At 58.9% G+C, this 17,861-nt stretch carries 24 protein-coding genes and 1 tRNA gene; 6 read left to right on the top strand and 19 right to left on the bottom strand.

What is annotated here, in order from left to right; translation table 11 throughout:
• Positions 1–6: 6 nt before the first annotated feature.
• Together IV89_RS09490 and IV89_RS09485 are read right to left on the bottom strand one after the other, a co-directional pair.
• Positions 7–1,371, bottom strand: coding sequence for a DUF2927 domain-containing protein (locus IV89_RS09490; protein ID WP_037944185.1), 1,365 nt, complete (start codon positions 1,369–1,371; stop codon positions 7–9).
• Between the two features lie 335 nt (positions 1,372–1,706).
• Positions 1,707–2,546, bottom strand: a complete 840-nt coding sequence (locus IV89_RS09485; RefSeq protein WP_037945011.1) for a MoxR family ATPase — start codon at positions 2,544–2,546, stop codon at positions 1,707–1,709.
• A 163-nt stretch (positions 2,547–2,709) separates the two neighbouring features.
• On the opposite strand from IV89_RS09485, the gene dksA reads away from it, so the two are divergent.
• Both dksA and IV89_RS09475 read left to right on the top strand, forming a co-directional pair.
• Entirely contained in the window at positions 2,710–3,132 is a 423-nt protein-coding gene (gene dksA / locus IV89_RS09480) for an RNA polymerase-binding protein DksA (protein ID WP_037945012.1), read from the top strand.
• A 113-nt stretch (positions 3,133–3,245) separates the two neighbouring features.
• Positions 3,246–4,415: an FAD-dependent monooxygenase gene (locus IV89_RS09475; RefSeq protein WP_037945013.1), complete on the top strand. Its 1,170-nt coding sequence runs from the start codon at positions 3,246–3,248 to the stop codon at positions 4,413–4,415.
• A gap of 13 nt (positions 4,416–4,428) precedes the next feature.
• Here the strand turns inward: IV89_RS09475 and IV89_RS09470 are convergent, their stop codons facing one another.
• Both IV89_RS09470 and rocF read right to left on the bottom strand, forming a co-directional pair.
• A complete protein-coding gene (locus IV89_RS09470; RefSeq protein ID WP_037944186.1) occupies positions 4,429–5,478 on the bottom strand; it encodes an ornithine cyclodeaminase in 1,050 nt (349 codons plus the stop codon).
• Positions 5,479–5,499: 21 nt separating this feature from the next.
• Entirely contained in the window at positions 5,500–6,420 is a 921-nt protein-coding gene (gene rocF, locus IV89_RS09465; RefSeq protein ID WP_037944187.1) for an arginase, read from the bottom strand.
• 111 nt (positions 6,421–6,531) lie between these two features.
• Here rocF and IV89_RS09460 point away from each other — a divergent pair, with 111 nt between their 5' ends.
• The gene (locus IV89_RS09460) at positions 6,532–6,969 is read left to right on the top strand and encodes an Lrp/AsnC family transcriptional regulator (RefSeq protein ID WP_037944188.1); all 438 of its coding nucleotides are present in this window, start codon (positions 6,532–6,534) and stop codon (positions 6,967–6,969) included.
• Between the two features lie 18 nt (positions 6,970–6,987).
• On the opposite strand, the gene IV89_RS09455 is transcribed toward IV89_RS09460, so the two are convergent.
• Positions 6,988–7,455: a disulfide bond formation protein B gene (locus IV89_RS09455; RefSeq protein WP_037944189.1), complete on the bottom strand. Its 468-nt coding sequence runs from the start codon at positions 7,453–7,455 to the stop codon at positions 6,988–6,990.
• Entirely contained in the window at positions 7,455–8,033 is a 579-nt protein-coding gene (locus tag IV89_RS09450) for a YqaA family protein (RefSeq protein WP_037944190.1), read from the bottom strand. The genes IV89_RS09455 and IV89_RS09450 overlap by 1 nt, the downstream gene beginning before the upstream one ends.
• A 123-nt stretch (positions 8,034–8,156) precedes the next feature.
• On the opposite strand from IV89_RS09450, the gene IV89_RS09445 reads away from it, so the two are divergent.
• Positions 8,157–8,240, top strand: a tRNA-Leu gene (locus IV89_RS09445).
• Between the two features lie 90 nt (positions 8,241–8,330).
• Here the strand turns inward: IV89_RS09445 and IV89_RS09440 are convergent.
• From IV89_RS09440 to IV89_RS09425, 4 genes are all read right to left on the bottom strand, one after another.
• On the bottom strand, positions 8,331–9,380 hold the full coding sequence (locus tag IV89_RS09440; protein ID WP_037944193.1) for a tyrosine-type recombinase/integrase: 1,050 nt from the start codon (positions 9,378–9,380) through the stop codon (positions 8,331–8,333).
• Complete coding sequence (locus tag IV89_RS09435; RefSeq protein ID WP_037944194.1) at positions 9,377–9,583, bottom strand: hypothetical protein; 207 nt, start codon at positions 9,581–9,583, stop codon at positions 9,377–9,379. The genes IV89_RS09440 and IV89_RS09435 overlap by 4 nt, the downstream gene beginning before the upstream one ends.
• Before the next feature lie 78 nt (positions 9,584–9,661).
• Entirely contained in the window at positions 9,662–10,153 is a 492-nt protein-coding gene (locus IV89_RS09430; protein WP_037944195.1) for a hypothetical protein, read from the bottom strand.
• Between the two features lie 34 nt (positions 10,154–10,187).
• Complete coding sequence (locus tag IV89_RS09425) at positions 10,188–10,421, bottom strand: hypothetical protein (RefSeq protein WP_107277687.1); 234 nt, start codon at positions 10,419–10,421, stop codon at positions 10,188–10,190.
• Between the two features lie 69 nt (positions 10,422–10,490).
• On the opposite strand from IV89_RS09425, the gene IV89_RS09420 reads away from it, so the two are divergent.
• The gene (locus IV89_RS09420) at positions 10,491–10,751 is read left to right on the top strand and encodes a hypothetical protein (protein ID WP_037944197.1); all 261 of its coding nucleotides are present in this window, start codon (positions 10,491–10,493) and stop codon (positions 10,749–10,751) included.
• Positions 10,751–10,951, top strand: a complete 201-nt coding sequence (locus IV89_RS09415) for a hypothetical protein (RefSeq protein ID WP_037944198.1) — start codon at positions 10,751–10,753, stop codon at positions 10,949–10,951. Before IV89_RS09420 ends, IV89_RS09415 begins: the two co-directional genes overlap by 1 nt.
• A 124-nt stretch (positions 10,952–11,075) precedes the next feature.
• On the opposite strand, the gene IV89_RS09410 is transcribed toward IV89_RS09415, so the two are convergent.
• The 9 genes from IV89_RS09410 to IV89_RS09370 all read right to left on the bottom strand — a co-directional run bounded on the left by IV89_RS09410 (position 11,076) and on the right by IV89_RS09370 (position 17,815).
• The gene (locus tag IV89_RS09410; protein ID WP_037944199.1) at positions 11,076–12,140 is read right to left on the bottom strand and encodes a phage portal protein; all 1,065 of its coding nucleotides are present in this window, start codon (positions 12,138–12,140) and stop codon (positions 11,076–11,078) included.
• A gap of 2 nt (positions 12,141–12,142) precedes the next feature.
• Positions 12,143–12,721 (bottom strand): HK97 family phage prohead protease, encoded by a 579-nt coding sequence (locus IV89_RS09405; protein WP_037944200.1) that lies wholly within the window; start codon positions 12,719–12,721, stop codon positions 12,143–12,145.
• Positions 12,721–13,992: a phage major capsid protein gene (locus tag IV89_RS09400; RefSeq protein WP_037944201.1), complete on the bottom strand. Its 1,272-nt coding sequence runs from the start codon at positions 13,990–13,992 to the stop codon at positions 12,721–12,723. Before IV89_RS09400 ends, IV89_RS09405 begins: the two co-directional genes overlap by 1 nt.
• A complete protein-coding gene (locus IV89_RS09395; protein WP_235183781.1) occupies positions 13,985–14,260 on the bottom strand; it encodes an HNH endonuclease signature motif containing protein in 276 nt (91 codons plus the stop codon). The genes IV89_RS09400 and IV89_RS09395 overlap by 8 nt, the downstream gene beginning before the upstream one ends.
• A 74-nt stretch (positions 14,261–14,334) precedes the next feature.
• Positions 14,335–14,670 carry a phage head closure protein gene (locus IV89_RS09390; RefSeq protein WP_037944203.1) on the bottom strand — a complete coding sequence of 112 codons (336 nt, stop codon included), beginning with the start codon at positions 14,668–14,670 and terminating at the stop codon, positions 14,335–14,337.
• The gene (locus IV89_RS09385; RefSeq protein WP_081858786.1) at positions 14,661–16,310 is read right to left on the bottom strand and encodes a terminase large subunit; all 1,650 of its coding nucleotides are present in this window, start codon (positions 16,308–16,310) and stop codon (positions 14,661–14,663) included. The genes IV89_RS09390 and IV89_RS09385 overlap by 10 nt, the downstream gene beginning before the upstream one ends.
• Positions 16,311–16,692: 382 nt before the next feature.
• Entirely contained in the window at positions 16,693–16,920 is a 228-nt protein-coding gene (locus tag IV89_RS09380; protein ID WP_037944205.1) for a hypothetical protein, read from the bottom strand.
• The gene (locus tag IV89_RS09375; RefSeq protein WP_037944206.1) at positions 16,917–17,465 is read right to left on the bottom strand and encodes a phage head-tail connector protein; all 549 of its coding nucleotides are present in this window, start codon (positions 17,463–17,465) and stop codon (positions 16,917–16,919) included. The genes IV89_RS09380 and IV89_RS09375 overlap by 4 nt, the downstream gene beginning before the upstream one ends.
• Complete coding sequence (locus IV89_RS09370; RefSeq protein WP_037944208.1) at positions 17,462–17,815, bottom strand: hypothetical protein; 354 nt, start codon at positions 17,813–17,815, stop codon at positions 17,462–17,464. The genes IV89_RS09375 and IV89_RS09370 overlap by 4 nt, the downstream gene beginning before the upstream one ends.
• Between the last annotated feature and the right edge of the window lie 46 nt (positions 17,816–17,861).

The raw sequence follows: 17,861 nt of genomic DNA, 5'->3' as shown, positions 1-17,861 counted from the left end.
CGCTAGTTATTTGAGCGGGTTAAGCGACGCGATCTCGCGCATTTTGGCCCGCACAGCCCAGTCAGAGCCAAATCCGTACCGTGCCCAGCCCAAACTGTCCACCCTGACGGCCTGTGCCTCGGCCGCGCGGTTCTCAAGCTCGAGCGCTTCGGCACGCAGCAACAGCAGGGTGCTGAGCAGGGCGGCGTTCTCGCGTCGGCGTGCGGTGTCGATATGCGGCGCGATCAGACGTAGCGCTTCGGCACCCTGACCCTTGGAGACCGAATAGGCCCCCAGTTGCGTCGCCACATAGGCGCGGTGCAGATCGGTGCCGGGGGTGCGGGCGTAGAAGAGATCGGACATCTTGTATTGTTCATGCGCGGCTTCGGCATCACCCGATTGCAACGCGCGCCCCATGGCGTAATGGGCAAACGCGCGGCGGTGATCCTGCCAGCCCAGGCTTTGTGCGATCTTGATGGCGCTATAGGCCGCGTCCTGGCGTTGCCCGCTGGAGCGACCGGGCCCGAGCGCGCCCTGAACGGCGGCATTCCAGGCGCGGGGGGTGCGGGTCAGGAAGCGTGCTTTGGTCGATGTGCCGCCCGGATTGATCCGTGCCAGAATACCCGGTAGGGCGTTTGCCACCTGGCCCCGTGTCATGCCCGACCGCAGCGCCGGATCGTAGTAGGCGCGCAGGATCATCATATCAAATCCGGTCAGCACTGTATGCACGTTGTCATCGTTAAAGACAGAATCCGGCAGGCGATACAGATCGTTGAGAGGGCCAAGCGCTTGGGCCAGTTCTTCGTGCAGACAATCGCGGACCTCTTGCGGGCTGGCGTCATTCGGGATGAAGATCGACACGCGGCTGCGGGTTTTGAGTAAAGACCAGTTGGTCTGCGCGGTGCGGCGCACCTTCTTGTATTCATCAAGGCTGCTGACATTCGGGGCCACAAAACATGCGGCTTGGGGCAACACTTTGCTGATGGTGCGACGGCTGACAGCTTCGACGGTGATATTGGCATTCGTGCCGCTGGTGGGGCTGATGTCGATCCGGGCCTCTTGCCGCAAGCGATTGAGCAGCGCGGTCAGATCGGGGCCAAGGGTCGGGGGCGGCGCACCGATGACGCGCACGGTGACCGGACCTTCGAAACGGGTAAAAACGGGGAGCTCCTTGCCGCTTTCCATGCGGAACGACAGTTCGATAAAATCGAGGCTGAGGTCGTTGTTGGAGCGCGGTGCCGGGAGCGATTGATGCACGGTGAACCGTTTCATCGCGGGCAAAGAAGAGGTTGAGGCGGGTTCCATCGCGGCGCGGGTCACCACACCGGGATGCGAGGCCGGAACGCAGGCGCTGATCGCCAGCATCAAGGGCAGCAAAAGGTATTTCTTCATGGATGCGACCCCGTTGTGGCAGGTGCAGGGACCGCGAGGACAACTTTAACAGTCTCCAATACGCGGCGCACGAACGGTGCAAAAATCATATCCATCATCTACCTGACTGCCCTTTTGAGCTGATTACAGGTGTTTTTCGCCCGCCATCCAGACCATTCTAGGGAGCAACCATGTCAAAACAGAGAAAAATGTTAACAAATAAGGCAGGCTTATGACCATCGTTGCTTAGACGTCACAAATAGGACGGGCGCGTTTGCTGCCTTGAAATAACGCGCGAGCGGTTGGATATTCGCTTTATGCGGGATCAGGGCGCGGCGCACCGCGCCCCTTTGGGGTCACTTTTGCGCGCGTGCCATGAAAGCAAGCCGTTCGAACAGATGCACGTCCTGTTCGTTTTTCAGCAGCGCCCCGTGCAACTTTGGCAGGGCGGACTTGCCGTCTTTTTTCAGGTCGGCGGCATCCATATCCTCGGCCAGTAACAGCTTGAGCCAATCTAGCACTTCCGACGTGGATGGTTTTTTCTTCAGCCCTTGCTGTTCGCGGATTTCGTAGAATTGGGTCAGCGCCGTGGTCAACAGGGATTCCTTGATGCCGGGGTGGTGGACCTCGACGATCTTGCGCAGCGTGTCCATCTCGGGGAACTGGATGTAGTGGAAGAAGCAGCGGCGCAAAAAGGCGTCGGGCAGCTCTTTTTCGTTGTTCGAGGTAATGATGACGATGGGGCGGTTTTCGGCTTTGATCGTCTCGCCTGTCTCGTAGACGAAGAACTCCATCTTATCGAGCTCTTGCAAAAGGTCGTTGGGGAATTCGATGTCGGCCTTGTCGATCTCGTCGATCAGCAACACGGTTTTGCCTTCGGCCTCAAACGCCTGCCACAGCTTGCCCTTGCGGATGTAGTTTTTCACATCATGCACACGCTCTTCGCCAAGCTGGCTGTCGCGCAAGCGGCTGACGGCGTCATACTCGTATAGACCCTGTTGCGCACGGGTGGTCGATTTGATGTTCCATTCGATCATGGGCAGGCCAAGGGCGGCTGACACTTGTCGGGCTAGTTCCGTTTTACCTGTGCCGGGCTCACCTTTTACAAGCAGAGGTCGTTCCAGCGTCACAGCCGCATTCACCGCAATCGTGAGGTCATCTGTGGCGACGTAATCTTGAGTACCTTGGAATTTCATCTTGTTTTCAACCTTCTTCAACGCGCTATTCTTGGTCCTTAAACCAACAAACATAAGCATTGTGTAGTGACAATCCGCTAACGCTGCGTTAGATGCACGCCACGGGAGTGATGTCGGGAGACGCGCCTTCATGACAGGATTTAAGACCGCGATGGGGAATGATATGAAGCAGGAAGTTTTTTTGGCGGATGGTTATACACCTGCCGAAGACGAGCCGTTCATGAATGATCGGCAAGTCGAATACTTCAGACGCAAACTATTGAACTGGAAAGCCGAGCTGCTGGCGGGAAGCCGGGACACGATCGAGGGCTTGCAAGACGGGACACGCAACATCCCCGATGTGAACGATCGCGCCTCCGAGGAAACGGATCGCGCGCTGGAATTGCGCACACGGGACCGCGCCCGCAAGCTGGTCAGCAAGATCGACGGGGCGCTGCGCCGCATCGATGAGGGTGAATTCGGCTACTGCTCTGTCACCGGAGAGCCGATTTCGCTGAAACGTCTGGATGCGCGTCCAATCGCCACGATGAGCCTTGAGGCGCAAGAACGTCACGAGCGCCGCGAGAAAGTTCACCGCGACGATTGATCGTCCGGTAACGGGCCGCAAATGATCGCATTTGCGCGAGAATGATAATGAAAGCGCCGCGGTGAGAGCCCGGCGCTTTTGTGTATGAAGTTGGCAAGGCAGGCGAAAGCGAAATGGGCATCGGCAACGCAATCGTTATTGGTGGGGGTATCGGCGGCTTGGCCGCCGCAGCGGCTTTGTCGCGCCGCGGCATGGCTGTCACGCTGCTGGAGCAGGCTCCGGCGATCACCGAGGTCGGTGCCGGTCTCCAGATCAGCCCTAACGGTATCGCGGTGTTGCGGGCCATGGGGCTTGACGCGAAGCTGACCGAACGCGCGGCGGTGCGCGGGCAGGCGGTGGTCTTGCAGGATCACAAGGCTGGGGCGCGTGTGGCGCGGTTGGACCTGATGCGCGGGCAGGGCGCATATCCCTATGTGTTCGTGCACCGCGCCGATCTGGTGGACATCCTGCTGGGCGCGGCCAAACGGGGCAATGTGACGGTAGAGCTCGGGGCCGAGGTGGCAGAGGTGACCCCCGGTGCCACACCGCAACTGCGCCTGACCGATGGGTCGCGCCGACGGGCAGAGCTGATCGTTGATGCCAGCGGGATCCACAGCCGGGCGCGTGCGGTGTTGAATGGCGCGGATCAGGCAAAGTTCACCGGTCAGGTCGCGTGGCGCGCGGTTGTGCGCAATGATTTCAACCACCCAGACGAGGCCCATGTCACCATGGGGCCGGGCCGGCATCTGGTCAGCTACCCTTTGCGCGGCGGGCGGCTGGTCAATCTGGTCGCGGTGGAAGAGCGTGACAGTTGGGCCGCCGAAGGCTGGAACGATGCGGACGATCCGGCACACCTGCGAAAGGCTTTTGCGGGCTTTGGCGGGCGGGCTGCCGCGATGATCAATGCGGTAGAGACCTGCACGCTTTGGGGGCTCCACCTGCATCCGGTTGCGCAGTCGTGGCATCAGGGCGGGGTTGTCTTGCTGGGGGATGCCGCGCATCCGACGCTGCCGTTCCTAGCGCAGGGCGCCAATATGGCGCTTGAAGATGCATGGGTGCTGGCCGACAGCGTACTGAACCACCCCGCAGAACAGGCGCTCGCCCGCTATCAAAACCTGCGCCAACCCCGTGTTACCCGCGTCGTCAAAGCGGCGGCAGGCAATGCCGCGCGCTATCATTTGCGCCCCGGGCCTTTGCGGTCGGCCGCGCATTTGGGGCTAAAGCTGGGCAGCACCCTTGCACCCTGGGCGATGGTCGGCGCGTTCAACTGGCTGTACCACCATGATGTGACCGCGCCGAAATAGGCTACCGTCGCCGTTACTTGGCCCTTTGCAACATGCCGAACAGATCCCGCGGATCTTCGGGGTCGGCCAGCAGGTCAAGCGGGTCGAACAGATCGGTCGCCTTGATCTGGTCGCGCACATAGCGCAGCGCCGAGAAATCCTCGATCGCAAAGCCGACGCTGTCGAACAGGGTGATCTGCTTGTCATCGGTGCGCCCCTGCGCCTGACCGGTCAACACCTGCCAGATCTCGGTCACAGGGTGATCCGGTTCAAGCTGCTGTATCTCGCCCTCGATCCGGGTCTGTTCGGGGTATTCCACAAAAATCCCTGCGCGGTGCAGGATCGCGGGGGCCAGTTCGGTCTTGCCCGGACAGTCGCCGCCGATGGCGTTGATGTGGATGCCGCTGCCGACCATATTATCTGTCAGGATGGTGGCATATTGCTTGTCCGCCGTGCATGTGGTGACGATCTGCGCGCCCAGCATCGCTTCTTCCGCGGTGTCGCAGGGCACGACCTTGATGCCCAGATCTTGCAGGTTGGCGGCGCATTTGGCGGTGGCATCTTTGTCGATGTCGTAAAGCCGCACCTCGTCGATGCCGACGATGGCCTTCATGGCGAGGGTCTGGAATTCGGATTGCGCCCCGTTCCCGATCATCGCCATCACATGCGCGCCCTTGGGGGCCAGCAACCGCGCCACCACGGCAGAGGTTGCCGCCGTGCGCAGCGCCGTCAGCATCGTCATCTCGGACAGCAACACCGGATAACCGTTGGCCACATTCGCCAACAGGCCAAAGGCGGTCACGGTCTGCAAACCGTCTGCGGTGTTCGAGGGGTGGCCGTTCACGTATTTGAACCCGTAAACCTCGCCGTCCGAGGTCGGCATCAGCTCGATCACGCCCTGTTCCGAATGGCTGGCAACGCGCGGGGTCTTATCAAACAGCTCCCACCGTTTGAAATCCGCCTCGATATACTCCCCAAGCCCGATCAGCATGGGTTCAATCCCGATGTGGTGGATCAGCGTCATCATATTGTCGACGGAAACAAAGGGCACCAGCGCCTTGTCAGAGGGGGTCAGATTGGTCATGGTCGTGGTCCTTTACTCAAATCAATAGGCGCGGGTGGGGCGGTCGAATACGCGGCGGCCAAAGGCAGAGGCGGCCAGATCGACCATCAGCTGCGCGGTGCGGCCCCGTTCATCCAGAAAGGGGTTCAGCTCTACCAGATCAAGCGAGGTCATCAGCCCGCTGTCATGCAGCATTTCCATCACCAGATGGCCTTCGCGCACGGTCGCACCGCCGGGGACAGTCGTGCCAACCGCGGGGGCAACGGAAGGATCAAGGAAATCCACATCAAGCGAGACATGCAGCATTCCGTTCGCCGCAGCGACCTTTTCAAGGAAGGTGTTCAGCGGCGTGGCGATGCCCGTCTCGTCAATCTCGCGCATGTCGACGCGCTGGATGGTGGTTTCTTGCAGCGCCGCACGCTCTGCCGCGTCGACAGAGCGCAGGCCGATGATGGCGATATTATCGTGGGGCAGCGGGTAGGGCAGATCGGGGAAGGCATCAAAGCCCTCGCGCCCTGTTACATAGCCTAAAGGGGTGCCGTGCAGGTTGCCGCTGTCGGTGCTTTCGGGCGTGTGGAAATCGCTATGCGCGTCCAGCCACAGCACAAACAGGGGGCGTTCCTGCGCCTGCGCATGGCGCATCGCGCCCAGGACGGTGCCGGAGGCAAGCGCATGATCGCCGCCCATGATGATCGGGGTACCGTCCTGCAAGGCGGCTTGGGTGGCCTCGGCCAGACTGTGAGTCCAGGCGATGGTTTCCTCAAGCGCGTGCAGTTTCGGGTGCTTTCCGGGCGTGAAGGGCGCAGGCGCGACATTGCCACGGTCTGTGACGCTATGGCCCAGGTCGGTCAGCGCGCCCGCCAACCCTGCGGTGCGATAGGCATCGGGGCCCATCAGACAGCCCAACCGGCGCTTGCCGCTATCTAGCGGGGCCCCAAGAAGAATACAGTTTTGTCCAGACATGGGTGAGATCCTTTCGTCAACGTTTCCAAGACGATATCTAGCTGGTCTGGTCAGAAACAATCATCTAAAGTGACCAAATCGGAGATTATTTTACCAAACTGGACAGCCAAAATGGACACAACGGACGAAGCAATTCTGGCAGCGCTGCGCGACGACGCGCGGGCGTCTCTGTCTGATCTGGCGGCGGCCTTGCGGCTGTCACGTACCACCGTGCGCGCGCGTCTCGCCCGTTTGCAACAAAGCGGAGAGATACTGGGCTTTACCGTCGTGACGCGCTCGGACGTGCGTGCCGATCCGGTGCGCGGATTAATGATGATCGAGATCGAGGGCCGTGGCGCTGACCGCATCACCCGCACGCTGGCCGGAATGGCGGCGTTGCGTGCCGTGCATTCGACCAATGGCAGATGGGATGTGATCGTCGAGATCGGCACCAAAACGCTTGAGGAGTTCGACGAGGTTCTGGCCCGCATCCGCAAGCTAGACGGGGTGGTCGCGAGCGAGACGAGCCTTTTGCTCAAGACGCGAAAAGCAGGGCAGGCCGCCTCCTAGAGCGGCCTGCGAGATGGTTCAGCGCGGCGTGCGCGCGGCAGAGACCCAGAACGCCAGCAGGATGGCACAAATGACCGCGTTCCAACCCGCCATGGACAGACCGAAAAGCTGCCAAACGATGTCATCACACATAACCAGACCGGAGGGCGCGCTGGTGGACAGAAGATCGCTGCCGCTCATCGCGCCAAGGTCCATGCCACCGCCTGTGCAGGACGAGGGACCGGGCCAGAATTTCCATTCCACCCCCGCATGATAAACCCCGATCAGCCCCGTGATCGCCACCGACAGCGCGCCCAGCCAGATCAACGCCCGCGGCGCACCAAAGAGAACGATCACCCCGATCAGGATCGCCGCCGCATGGGGCCACCGCTGCCACAGGCACATTTTGCAAGGCGCATAGCCGCCGATGTGTTGGAACCCAAAGGCCCCCAACAGCAGCGCAGCAGACCCCAGCGTAGCGATCAGGACATAGGTGTTTCGCGTCATCACAGATACCTCAGCAAGAAGAAGCTGCCGAACAGCAGCACGACAAATACCGTAAATACCAAAGGCAGACGGCGTTCAACAAAGTCGCGGATAGGTGCGCCAAATTTCCACAGCAGCGCCGCCACGATGAAGAACCGCAGCGCGCGCGCAAGGATCGAGGTCACGATAAAGGTCGCCAGCGGCATCCCCGTCCACCCCGACATGATCGTGATCACCTTGTAGGGGAAGGGCGTGACGCCCGCAGTCAGCACAGCCCAGAAGCCGACGCCGTTGAACCGGTCCGAGAATTCCGCCATCGCGTCGCCTTTGCCAAGGCTGGCAAGGATCGGTTGCCCCAGTTGTTCAAATGCCAGCGCACCGATGGCGTATCCCAGCAGCCCTCCCAAGACCGACGCGACCAGTGCGATCCCCGCGATGAGCCATGCGCGGTTCGGGCGCGCAAGGATCATCGGGATCATCAGCACATCCGGCGGAATGGGAAAAACAGAGCTTTCAAGGAATGCCACAACCGCAAGGGCCCAAAGCGCGTGCGGGTGGTTTGCCAGGCCCAGAACCCAGTCATATAGCCGTCGGATCATACTGCGGTCTCCGGTATTGTTTTCTGTTCAATGGCAACACCAGAACAATCGGACGGGGTCAAGCAAAAGCGGTAAAATTGCTCTTGCCGTGGGGCGCGTGGCACGGTAACAGACCCCCATTGTGCCCAAGTGGCGGAATGGTAGACGCAGGGGATTCAAAATCCCCCGCCGCGAGGCGTGCCGGTTCGAGTCCGGCCTTGGGTACCAAGGGCTTAGCCGATTTATCGGCGACATGACTGTAGTGAGTCCCACATGGGAGTCCTACAGTCATGTTTTGTTTCCGGTCTGTTTTCTTTTTCATGTTCTGCGCTCCTGCCCAGCTTTTGAAAGTTTTCGGCGGCTTGCCTTGGATCTATAATAAGCGACCATTTGAGCGCTTTGCCCCGTAATGGCTTGAATTTGAGCATCAGTCGCGTCCGCTTCGGCCAATTGGATGATCGCAAGCTTACGTAGGCCGTGGAGTGAATAGGGCAGGGCGTTGTCGCCTAGTCCTTTCCGCCAGCGCCGGAATGATTTTTCGACTGCATCATATCCGACCGGCTGATTAAGGTTCTTTGCAATAATGTGCGTTCCACGTCTTGGGAGGGCCTCTATGTAAGCTCGCAGCTTTTGCGGGCAGAAAACTTCAAATTCTTGGTTTCCCTTCTCATCACGCACACTCATCCATTCCCCATTAAAATGATCACGGCGCATCGATATTGCGGCACTGGGCCGCTGTCCGGTCCCGAGGATAAGCTCCGCCGCAGTCCGAACATTGAGGGGCGCACTTGCCAGCGCGTCGACCATCCATTCCGGCCAAGGTTCATATTGCCGCTTTGGCTGATTAGTCCCCAGACCCTCCGCAGGGTTTGATCCTAGCGGCCAATCGAGTTCTTTCTTTGCGAAGTTCCAAAGGAGACTGATGGTTTGAGCAAACCGTGTGGCCTTACGTGGTGTTTCAACGTACTTTGCCATTGATGCACGGACAGCAGCGCGGGTCGTTTGTCGAATATCTTTATGCCCGTTCTTCTCCATGATTGTATCCATGGGAAGGCGGTAGCTTTTCTTAGTGCTGTCTGCCAACTTCTCCTGAATCAGTATATCTTTTCGCCAAGCAATAATCGCTTCGCCCCATGTATATCGGGCTGGCGTTACTTGAGCATCATGCATCCCAGATTCACATGCCCAGTAAAGACGATCTAGTTGCTTCGCATCACCAGCCCAATCCAGCTTAATCTGCCGGGAAAGGCGCTTGCCGCCCTCCGTCCATGTTGTCAGGTGGTTCGGCTCCCACTCATTACGCGCCGCGCGCCAGACCCATTTCAGGCGTGGCTTAACGATCCTTGGTTTATTCCGGCGGTAGCTCAAAGCTCAAAGTCCTGTGAGGGCCGTGCCGCATGGCCACGGGCGATTGTATGCAGCTGTTCGACGTCCCATCGCGGATAGCGCCCCAAGTTCAGCGCCTTGGGCAGCACACCGTCTTGTACCAGCCCGCGAAACTCATCAGGCTTCAACCCAAGTAGGTGCGCGGCATTTTTTTCGTCAACAAAGAGGGGCGCGGGTTTGGACATGACTATGCTTTCGCATCCGAAATACGGACGATGGCGCGGCTCAACACATCCTGCTTTAATTCAGCCCGACGCGACATTCTAAACCCTTCCAATCCAGGTGCCGATTGTGCTGTCGATTTGCGCAAAGGCATTTGCGACACACTTTTGCGCATCAACTCTCAGGGAAGTTACATGTTGGCTCTCCGAAAACCCTTCGTCTTGCGGTTCGGTAACGAGGAATGGGCCATCGGTATGACCAGGTGAATGAAGGAAAAATACTGTTCTTTGCAGCGCAGCGAGTAGAGCATCAGCGGGGGTATTACGATATTCCAGCAGCAGTTCTGCTTTGCGGCTTAGAACGATATAAGCCATCATGTTGGCGTCCTCCACGCCAACCCCCCACCGCACCAGCTCACGAGTGACTGCCAGTACGGCGACGTCACCCATGGTAAATTCAGTCCAGCCACGCGTTTTGTGATCGCTCAAGAGGTTGAGCTCGTACCTCTGTAGCCAGTTGCGAAATGCCTTTGGTGTTAGGTCAATTGCAGTCGCAACGTTCGAAAATCTGATTTTTTTATCAAGCCCATTCATAAAAGTGTCCTCCTGAGTATTTTTTAATATGTGCTCAGGTGGGCGCTTTTGTCAACATGGTTTTAGCATCTTGTTGTTGGAGTTCATTCAACAGGTCATCGCTGATATCGGTGATGACCTGGAGCAGTGTCGCGACCGCCTCACCAACATGTGGGTCGGTTAAGTTGGTATTCAGTGCAGCTTGGCCGACAAGGGCAAGCTGAGCGATCTTCTCGACTTGATCTGACGGCGTGAGCATGGCGTTAACGTGTGTTTGGACATTGGTCATTTTTTACTCCATTGAGTTTCAAGCGATCTAGTGATAGGTCTGATATCATACCCAATTGAAATGATCAACATGATATCACTTGATAAGAAAAAGATCACATCCGAGCAACTACGCGGAGCTAGAGCAATGCTCAGGATCACGGCGCAAGAGCTTGCTGACGCTGCTGGTGTAGGCGTCGCCACCGTTCGCCGAAGCGAAGAGGGAAGCGGTACTATTAGCGCAAATTATTCAAGTTCCAAAGCAATGCAGGACGCGCTTGAAATAGCAGGTATTGAGTTCATCGATGAGAACGGCAGTGGTGCTGGTGTGAGATTAAAAAAGGAAATGTAATGAAGTTAGTTATTGATAAAATTGAAAGACTTAACCCAGACAATGATGGCATCGCAGAATTACATGTCACAGTTTCTCTTTCTGGTTTTCATCTAGTTGGTCAATTCGTTTACATTGAAATGATCAAGTCGGATGCCCCCATTCCCGACGGTCTAGAAGATCGTTGTGAGAAGAGAATTACTGATCTGCTTTCCAGCTAAAAGGTTGAGTACGCGCCGCGCCCTGGAAAGGTAGCTGGGCCGCGCGCTGTCAGGGTTAATAACGGCACTCACTGACTGAACCGTGCGAATAGGCTTGATGAATAAAAGCCAGCGCCCGCAAACGCTATCTCTCCCAATCCACCATGCGCATTGCTCCGGACACGTCTGCCGGTGCAATATCAGCGGCCTTAGCCTCAGCCAGCGTCTTGATGATCGCCGAAAGGGCACGGGCACGTCCGCCAGCGTCGAAGGCTTGCAAAGGCCGGATCGTGTCAATCGTTACCTCTACGCCGAGCTTGGCTGTCGCCTCATCCGCCAGCATCGCAGCGATCGGCTGCAAGGTCCAAATCGCCAGCTGGCGTTGTGCCTCACGGATCACGGGGCCGGTGGCCGACCGATTGAAGAATGATGGCAAAACACCATAGGCCATGCCAACGCCCTCACGGGCTGCCGCCAGCGTCTCGCTTGTCATGGATTTTGACAGGTCAGGCGATAGCTGATCAGGTTTTTGTCCAATCGTCGGGTTCATGCCGGCCGCCGTCGCTTGGGCAACACCTTCGATCACAAGAGTTGAACCGCGACGGCCTTTGAACGCGCCACGCATATTCGCCATGTCGTCAGTACCGGTGTCAGGCAGTGGCACGATCAAGCTGCCCAACGGGGCGTTCTCGAACGTCTCAGAAAGCGCCGATTCCACCGCATGAAGCATTGCCCCGGTCAGACTCGATCGCCGTAGCGGTGCCGTGCCGATCCAAGGCGTCAGGTTGTCCGAGCCGATCCGCAGGTGCAACACCTCGGCGGCAAGCGCGGTGACAGTGCGGCCGCCGCCCGCCTCGGGGATGGACAGGCGATAGGCGCGCGGCTTGCCGTCGCGGGTGGTCACGTCCCAATCGGTCGCCGGCACAAGCCCCAAGTCTGTGACTAGAAAGACCGCCTCGCCGTTCAACGCAACACCACGGGCTATCATAGCCATCGTCTGCCGTGTCAGTAGGTCAGTGCCGGTCACGTCCGCCATGGCAAAGCCTCCCTCCCACAACGAGATTGATGACTGTACTACGGATGTCAGCTCGGCCACGCCGCGCCGCCCGCTGATGTAGCTATCGCGCGCCGCCATAACCTGGGCAGTATATCCGCTGCCACTCGACCGCACCTCGATCGGGCGCAGTTTATTCATGATCCATCCAAGCATTTTTATCTCCACCGGATTGCGGCGGGGCGGTGCGTCGAGCGCTTTGCCACCTCGCTAATGGGTTGCCAGTTGCGCGCCTCGATCTGCGCTTGAGGGTAGGCCGGTTTCGTAACGGCACTAATCTCGATCAGATCAGCCGCCCGAATGGTGCGAAGGATTGCGGTTCCGCGTTCCTCTACGGTTTCACCGCCTGGACGGACGCGAAAGCCGGGTGATAGCCCGCGTACCAGACCGGCGGCATGAGCGGACAGAAAGTCGCGGACATAGCTGACCTGGCCCATAGCAGCGCTGATGATCGCGTCGATGGTCAAAGCCTCGTCAGTCTCCGTCAGGGTCAGACTGCCGGCGGAACGTGAGGCCAGCGGCTTGTTGAAGTCATGGCCGGCCAGAAAATGCACGTCCTCACCGCGCTCGATGCGATCGGCAAACGCGCGGGCTGCGATCATCTCACGACGCTCACGGCCTGCCCCGATACCTTCGGACAGCACGGTTTCCCGACCATAGGGAAAGGTTGCCCGAAGGCGGATTTCTCCGCCTTCGGTGCGCAGCTCAAGGCTGCCGGTATGTGCGCCCCAAAGCATTATGCGGCTGCCAATTCGAGACCGGTCAGCAGTTCGAGCTGCGCCGGGCGCGCTACTGTTACGTCCATCGTGGCCAGCGCCGTGATCCGCAGTCCGCCGGACTGTGCATCGCTGTAGGGGTCGCGGATCATATCAACCGCACCCCAAGCACCGATGAAGATCGGGGCCACGCCACCCGCCGCAGTGGTCAACAGCGATGAGGTGGCGAGAGGGACGCCAGACGGCGCGGGAAGCGCGTTATTCGTCATAGCGATGTTGGCCGAGGGGAGGTTCTTGAGCAGGCGATCCCATTCCGAAACGGCGGTGCCGCTGATCAGGGCGCTGTCCAGATAATCCCATAGCTCGGGCCGGATCAGTGCCCGTACCGCATCTGGTGAACCGGCGGCGTTTGAGGTCATGAAGCGGGTGACTGCAGAACGAAACGCACCCCAGCTCGCAAGCTCTGCCACCACAGTTGCCGTGATGCCGTAGGTAGCCGCGCCACTGATGACGCCGAGGGGCTGACCGTCAGCGCCAGTGCCAAGGAATGCGGCCTGATCCATCGCTGCGCCCATCGCGCCGTTCATATCCCGCCGCACTGCCTGCTCGAGGGCAGCGCCGGACTGCTTCAGGGCTTTCCGCGTGATCCGCATCTGAATACCCAGATTGTGGTCTGGCGACATGGCGCGGTCAGTTGTGGCGTAGACAGTCGGGCCTGCGACATTGCCTGTCTCTGATGCCGCCCATCCCGCCGTGACTGCCGATGTGGTCACCGGCCATTCGATCGCGCCGGCCTCGATGCTGATCATCTGCGCACCCATGCGGGATGCCACGCTATCGGGGAAAAGGCGGTCAATGATAGGCCGGGTCTGGATCGGGTTCGGGGTGCCACCCGCTACCGTTTCGCCAGCGCGGGTTTCAAGCGCCTGCCACGGTACTGGGATGCCACGGAAACCGCCTGCATTGCGCAGCTCCGTCACAATTTCGGCGGTCTGGCCGTCAAGCTGACGGCCTTCGTCCAAAGCCAAGGCGACCTGGCGCATCTCGAAGCCGGCCATCAGATCCGCCCATTCCTGACTGGAACGGGTTTCCAATTCGCTGCCAGCATCACGGCGTTCGGTATCCTCGGCGATCAAGGCCGCACGATACCGCGTTTCGTTGGACCTGTATTCGGTGTCCATTTCACCCATCTTGCGGATTTCGTCCTCGGACGGGGTTTGGTTGTTTGCCAGCTCGGCAAGGTTTTGGCGGATCTCCGACTGTCGGCGGGCAATTTCTACTGATCTAAGCATCGTTGATTTCCTTTGTGATGATGCTGCATTCATCGGGGCTTGAGAGTGCCTCGACGGCTTCTTGCCATTGCTGGCAATTTCGGGACGGGGGATGCCCGCACTCGATTCTTGTTTTTTTCGCGTGACAGCTGGGGCAAAGCGATTGAAGATTGCTGGGGCTGTAAGCCAGATCGAAATGCGACCTGACGGGCTTGATGTGATCGACCTCGAGGCGTCCACCTATGCCGCATTCCTTGCAGCGAAAATGATCACGCTCGAGGATCTGCATTCGCAGAACCTTCCAGCGTTTGGTCGATGTGACCCGCTTCGAAAAGCGGAGGTATTCGGGCCTACTGTCTCCCATCACATCACCCGCGCTTTGCAGCTGATTTCGAGAAAGCTCATTCTGCCCTCGATCTGCTTGATGCCGATGATGTTAAATTCGAGCCCCTCGCAGGTCAGCCGATCCGATGGGCTGATATCGCGGGTGAAGGTTGAAGAGCGGACTATAAAGCGCGTGTCTAGCGTTGCTTGAACGGTGCCCGCTGCAAATTTTTCGACATCCGACACGTCGCGCCGTGCCGCAAAGACGAGCGTTCCATGATCCTGCCACTCCTCAACCTCGCTGAACCCATCATCGACGAGAACGGCACGGAGGAATTGAATTCGCCTATCAAGTTTTCCAGAATTCAAACCCATAGCGCGCGCCCCTTCTTTTGCGGAGCTGCTTTCATGCGCGCGCCTTGGGCTACTGCGACCACGGTTGCCGCCGCCGCGTCGATCCGGCCAAGTGATCGAGCCTTTGCCAGCTTATGGTTGCCCGCCGGGTCAACCAGCGTTATCGCGTCGGCGAAAGCAAAGCGCAGCAGCATCGAAGGTGCGACTTTGACTTCTCCATCGAAAAGCGCCCGCCTGAAACGCTCAATATCTTCGGCAGAATCCTTCCAGCCAAAGCCGCGCCAGATGAACGGTACCCGCGAAAGCCCGGCTGCCTGCATCGCCTCGACGAACTCCGCATGACGGAAACGGTCACCAACGATGCATACTGGTGTGATCCCGTCCAGCTGCCGCACGATCTCGGCCAGCCATGGACCAGGCGGAACGGTATTCTCACCCATGACGGAAAGTTCACCGCGTTCGTGCATCTGCGAATAACGATCAGACACCCCATCCGATGCGCCGCGATCTGCCAGACCAGGGAATGAAGGAAACGTGCCCAAGGCTTCGAGCCTGCCAGTCGACGGCCAATAGAAGGCCGCAGCCGACATGCTGCGCGACCCGCCCAAGTCGATACCAAGAACGCATGGCCCTTCGCGCTTAGGCAGTTCGTCCGGGTCAACCTCGGCAGACATCCATTCGTCAACGGTCACCAGTTGCGACCGATCCTCAGTCGAAGTCCGTTCATTCCTGTTGAGATTCCTGAAAGACGAAAGGGCAGATCCGCCTCGAGCGATCGCACGACGTGCCTGAGACACAAGCCAGTCAGCCGTTGAGCCGATACCCTCGGCTGCGCCGGGGTTGGCGATCAGCAGGCTTTCGAGATCATCGGCAGGCAAGCCCATAGGAGGGCGATGCTCTTGCACAAATGTGCCGGGGGGCGGTTCGTCCATCCAGCGAGAAAAGGTGTTGGTATCGTCGGGCGCAGACGTGGAAATGATCAAGGCACGGCCATCACGCTTGCCAAGACCGGATAAAATTGCGTTCTCGAGGCTGTCGCCTTTTTCGCGTTCCCATGCCGCGCGCTCGTCCATTATCGCCAATGTCGGCGCGCCGCCTAGGACGGACTTGCCATCAGCTGCGATGACCCGAGCCACGCCACCGCCGTTGCCCTCGAATTCTACCTCGAGTTTGGATCCGCGACGGATGATGAAATTCGCTTGGTCAGCCTCCGACATGCCTTGGATGAAACCCAGCAAGAAATTGAATGCGATCTTGGCTTGATCCCGGTTCCGGGCGGCAAGGATAATCTCGCGCTTGGGCTGAGGCCGCTCTTGCATCGCACCGACGAGCTCGGCCAATGCTAGGCCGGCGGACAAGGCAGTTTTTGCATTGCCCCGACCGATCGACAGCACACCAACCATGATTTGCTTGGAAAACGTACCTTTGATGAAATTTCGCTGGAAATTGGCGAGTTTTAAAGGTTTTCCAGCCTTTTTACCCTCAGGAACGTTTAAAAGCGCCAAAAACTGAATTGCGCGAACCGCCGGCGATTTTCCCCGGATTTTTTTGAGGAGAGAGAACGCAACAGTCCCACCACGGTCCCAAGCATTTTCAGAAACTGCGGCATTGGTACCAGATCCGAAGAGGTCTGTTTGGTCTTTCGATCGTGCGTGTCTCATTGTCTGTTCTCCATCTCAAACGTTGCTTTATTCACTTCATCTCAATCAGTTCAGACCTCGGTTGACGGTCAGAAAGCGGGTTACTCTAGCGGGGTTGAAAACCCGCTCCCCGCCCTGACCGCCGCCATGTTGCCATCTCAATTCAGACGAGCCCCAGCATTAGGTCAGACCTGCCTTTCCCTCGGCGCAGTCCGCTCTCCCATGTTCACCGCCATAGGGTGGCAGTGGGGCCTTAGGGCGTGGAGAGACCGCACGACGCGGAATAGCTGCCCTTGTGCTGTGGCCCGTTACCCGGTAGCACTGTGATGCGGCAGACCCGGCTAACCCGTGAACGCCATCTGCCGCATAGGCCCGCCGTGTCACCGGCGGGCTTTCTTCTTTGTTATCTCTCGATCAACTCGACATCGCGCTCTGGCACGGTGCCAAGCTCTGACACTAGACGCCGCATGATCTGTTCTTGCCTGGCAGTGGGTCTCCACTCTGGCCGCTTCCCATGCTTGGCGATCGAGCGCACAAAGCCTTTGAGCCATTCATCCGTGCCTGCCATTGATCTTCGCATCACCAGTGGCCAACGGAACGTCAGCACCTCTTCAAGCTCTCTGTCAGTCATGCCTGCACCCCGCGGTATCGAGCGCCCACACGCGCCATGTGCGGTGAAGTAGTGAGGGACTTGGCCTCCATCGGCGACCTGCCGTCATAGTGCAGTGCGGTCTGATCCATGAGGGCCTGAGAAAGGTCGTGCGGGATGCTCGACGCATCTGCGCCAAACCCCGCCTGATATTCGATCGTGATCCGGCTTGGGGCCAGGTCGTGCCATGACGCCAGCCACCGGATATAGGGACGGTTGCCGCCCGCAAAGTCGAACGCCGAGAACGCTTCGCCGTCGATGGAAACGGCCGGAATGTCATCGTCTGCAACTGGCCCAATGGGCAACCGCAACCCGCCCTCGCGCGACGGTTCAAAAATAGTCACGCGGATCGTCTGGGTCAGCAGGGCGATCTGAGCAAACTGTTCAATCTCCGCCGCCGCCGTGTGGCCCATGTTCGTGATCGACGCATCGTCAATGTCATCATTCACGCGGATATGGGCCTTGAGGTCATCCAGGTCGAAAGGCAGCTTAGTGCTGACAGGTGTCCGGTGCACAAGCATTTTCATGCGGCAATCTCCACTTCCGAGATGTGGTTGCGGAACGCCATTTGCTCGCGCATGGGCAGTGCCTCATAGGCTGCCAGCGCATACGCCTTGCGCTCTTTTAAAGATGCGAAGGATGCCCACCAGCGTGCATCTTCCATCGGATTGAGAAAGGTCGGCAGGGGGTAGTCTGCGAACGTCAGGAGGGTTGCAGCGACAGTTTCAGCTTGTGCCGGGGTGTCGAGGGCGCGGAGGGCAGCCCACGCCAAGGCGGCGCGTTCTTTGTTCGTCAGTCGCGTCTGCGCAACGGTTGTGAAACCGGCCCATGCGTCAGCATCGCCGAGGGTCAGTGTGTAGCCGATCACACGCGCCATGCGCTTGTGTTCCGGCTTCATGCTTCTGGAAAGAGACGAATTGCCG

The organism is Sulfitobacter sp. CB2047 (assembly GCF_000735125.2).
In the GTDB taxonomy this organism is placed as follows: Bacteria; Pseudomonadota; Alphaproteobacteria; order Rhodobacterales; family Rhodobacteraceae; genus Sulfitobacter; species Sulfitobacter pontiacus.
The sequence above is the reverse complement of the archived record's forward strand: the minus strand, read 5'-3'. Positions and strand labels throughout refer to the sequence as shown.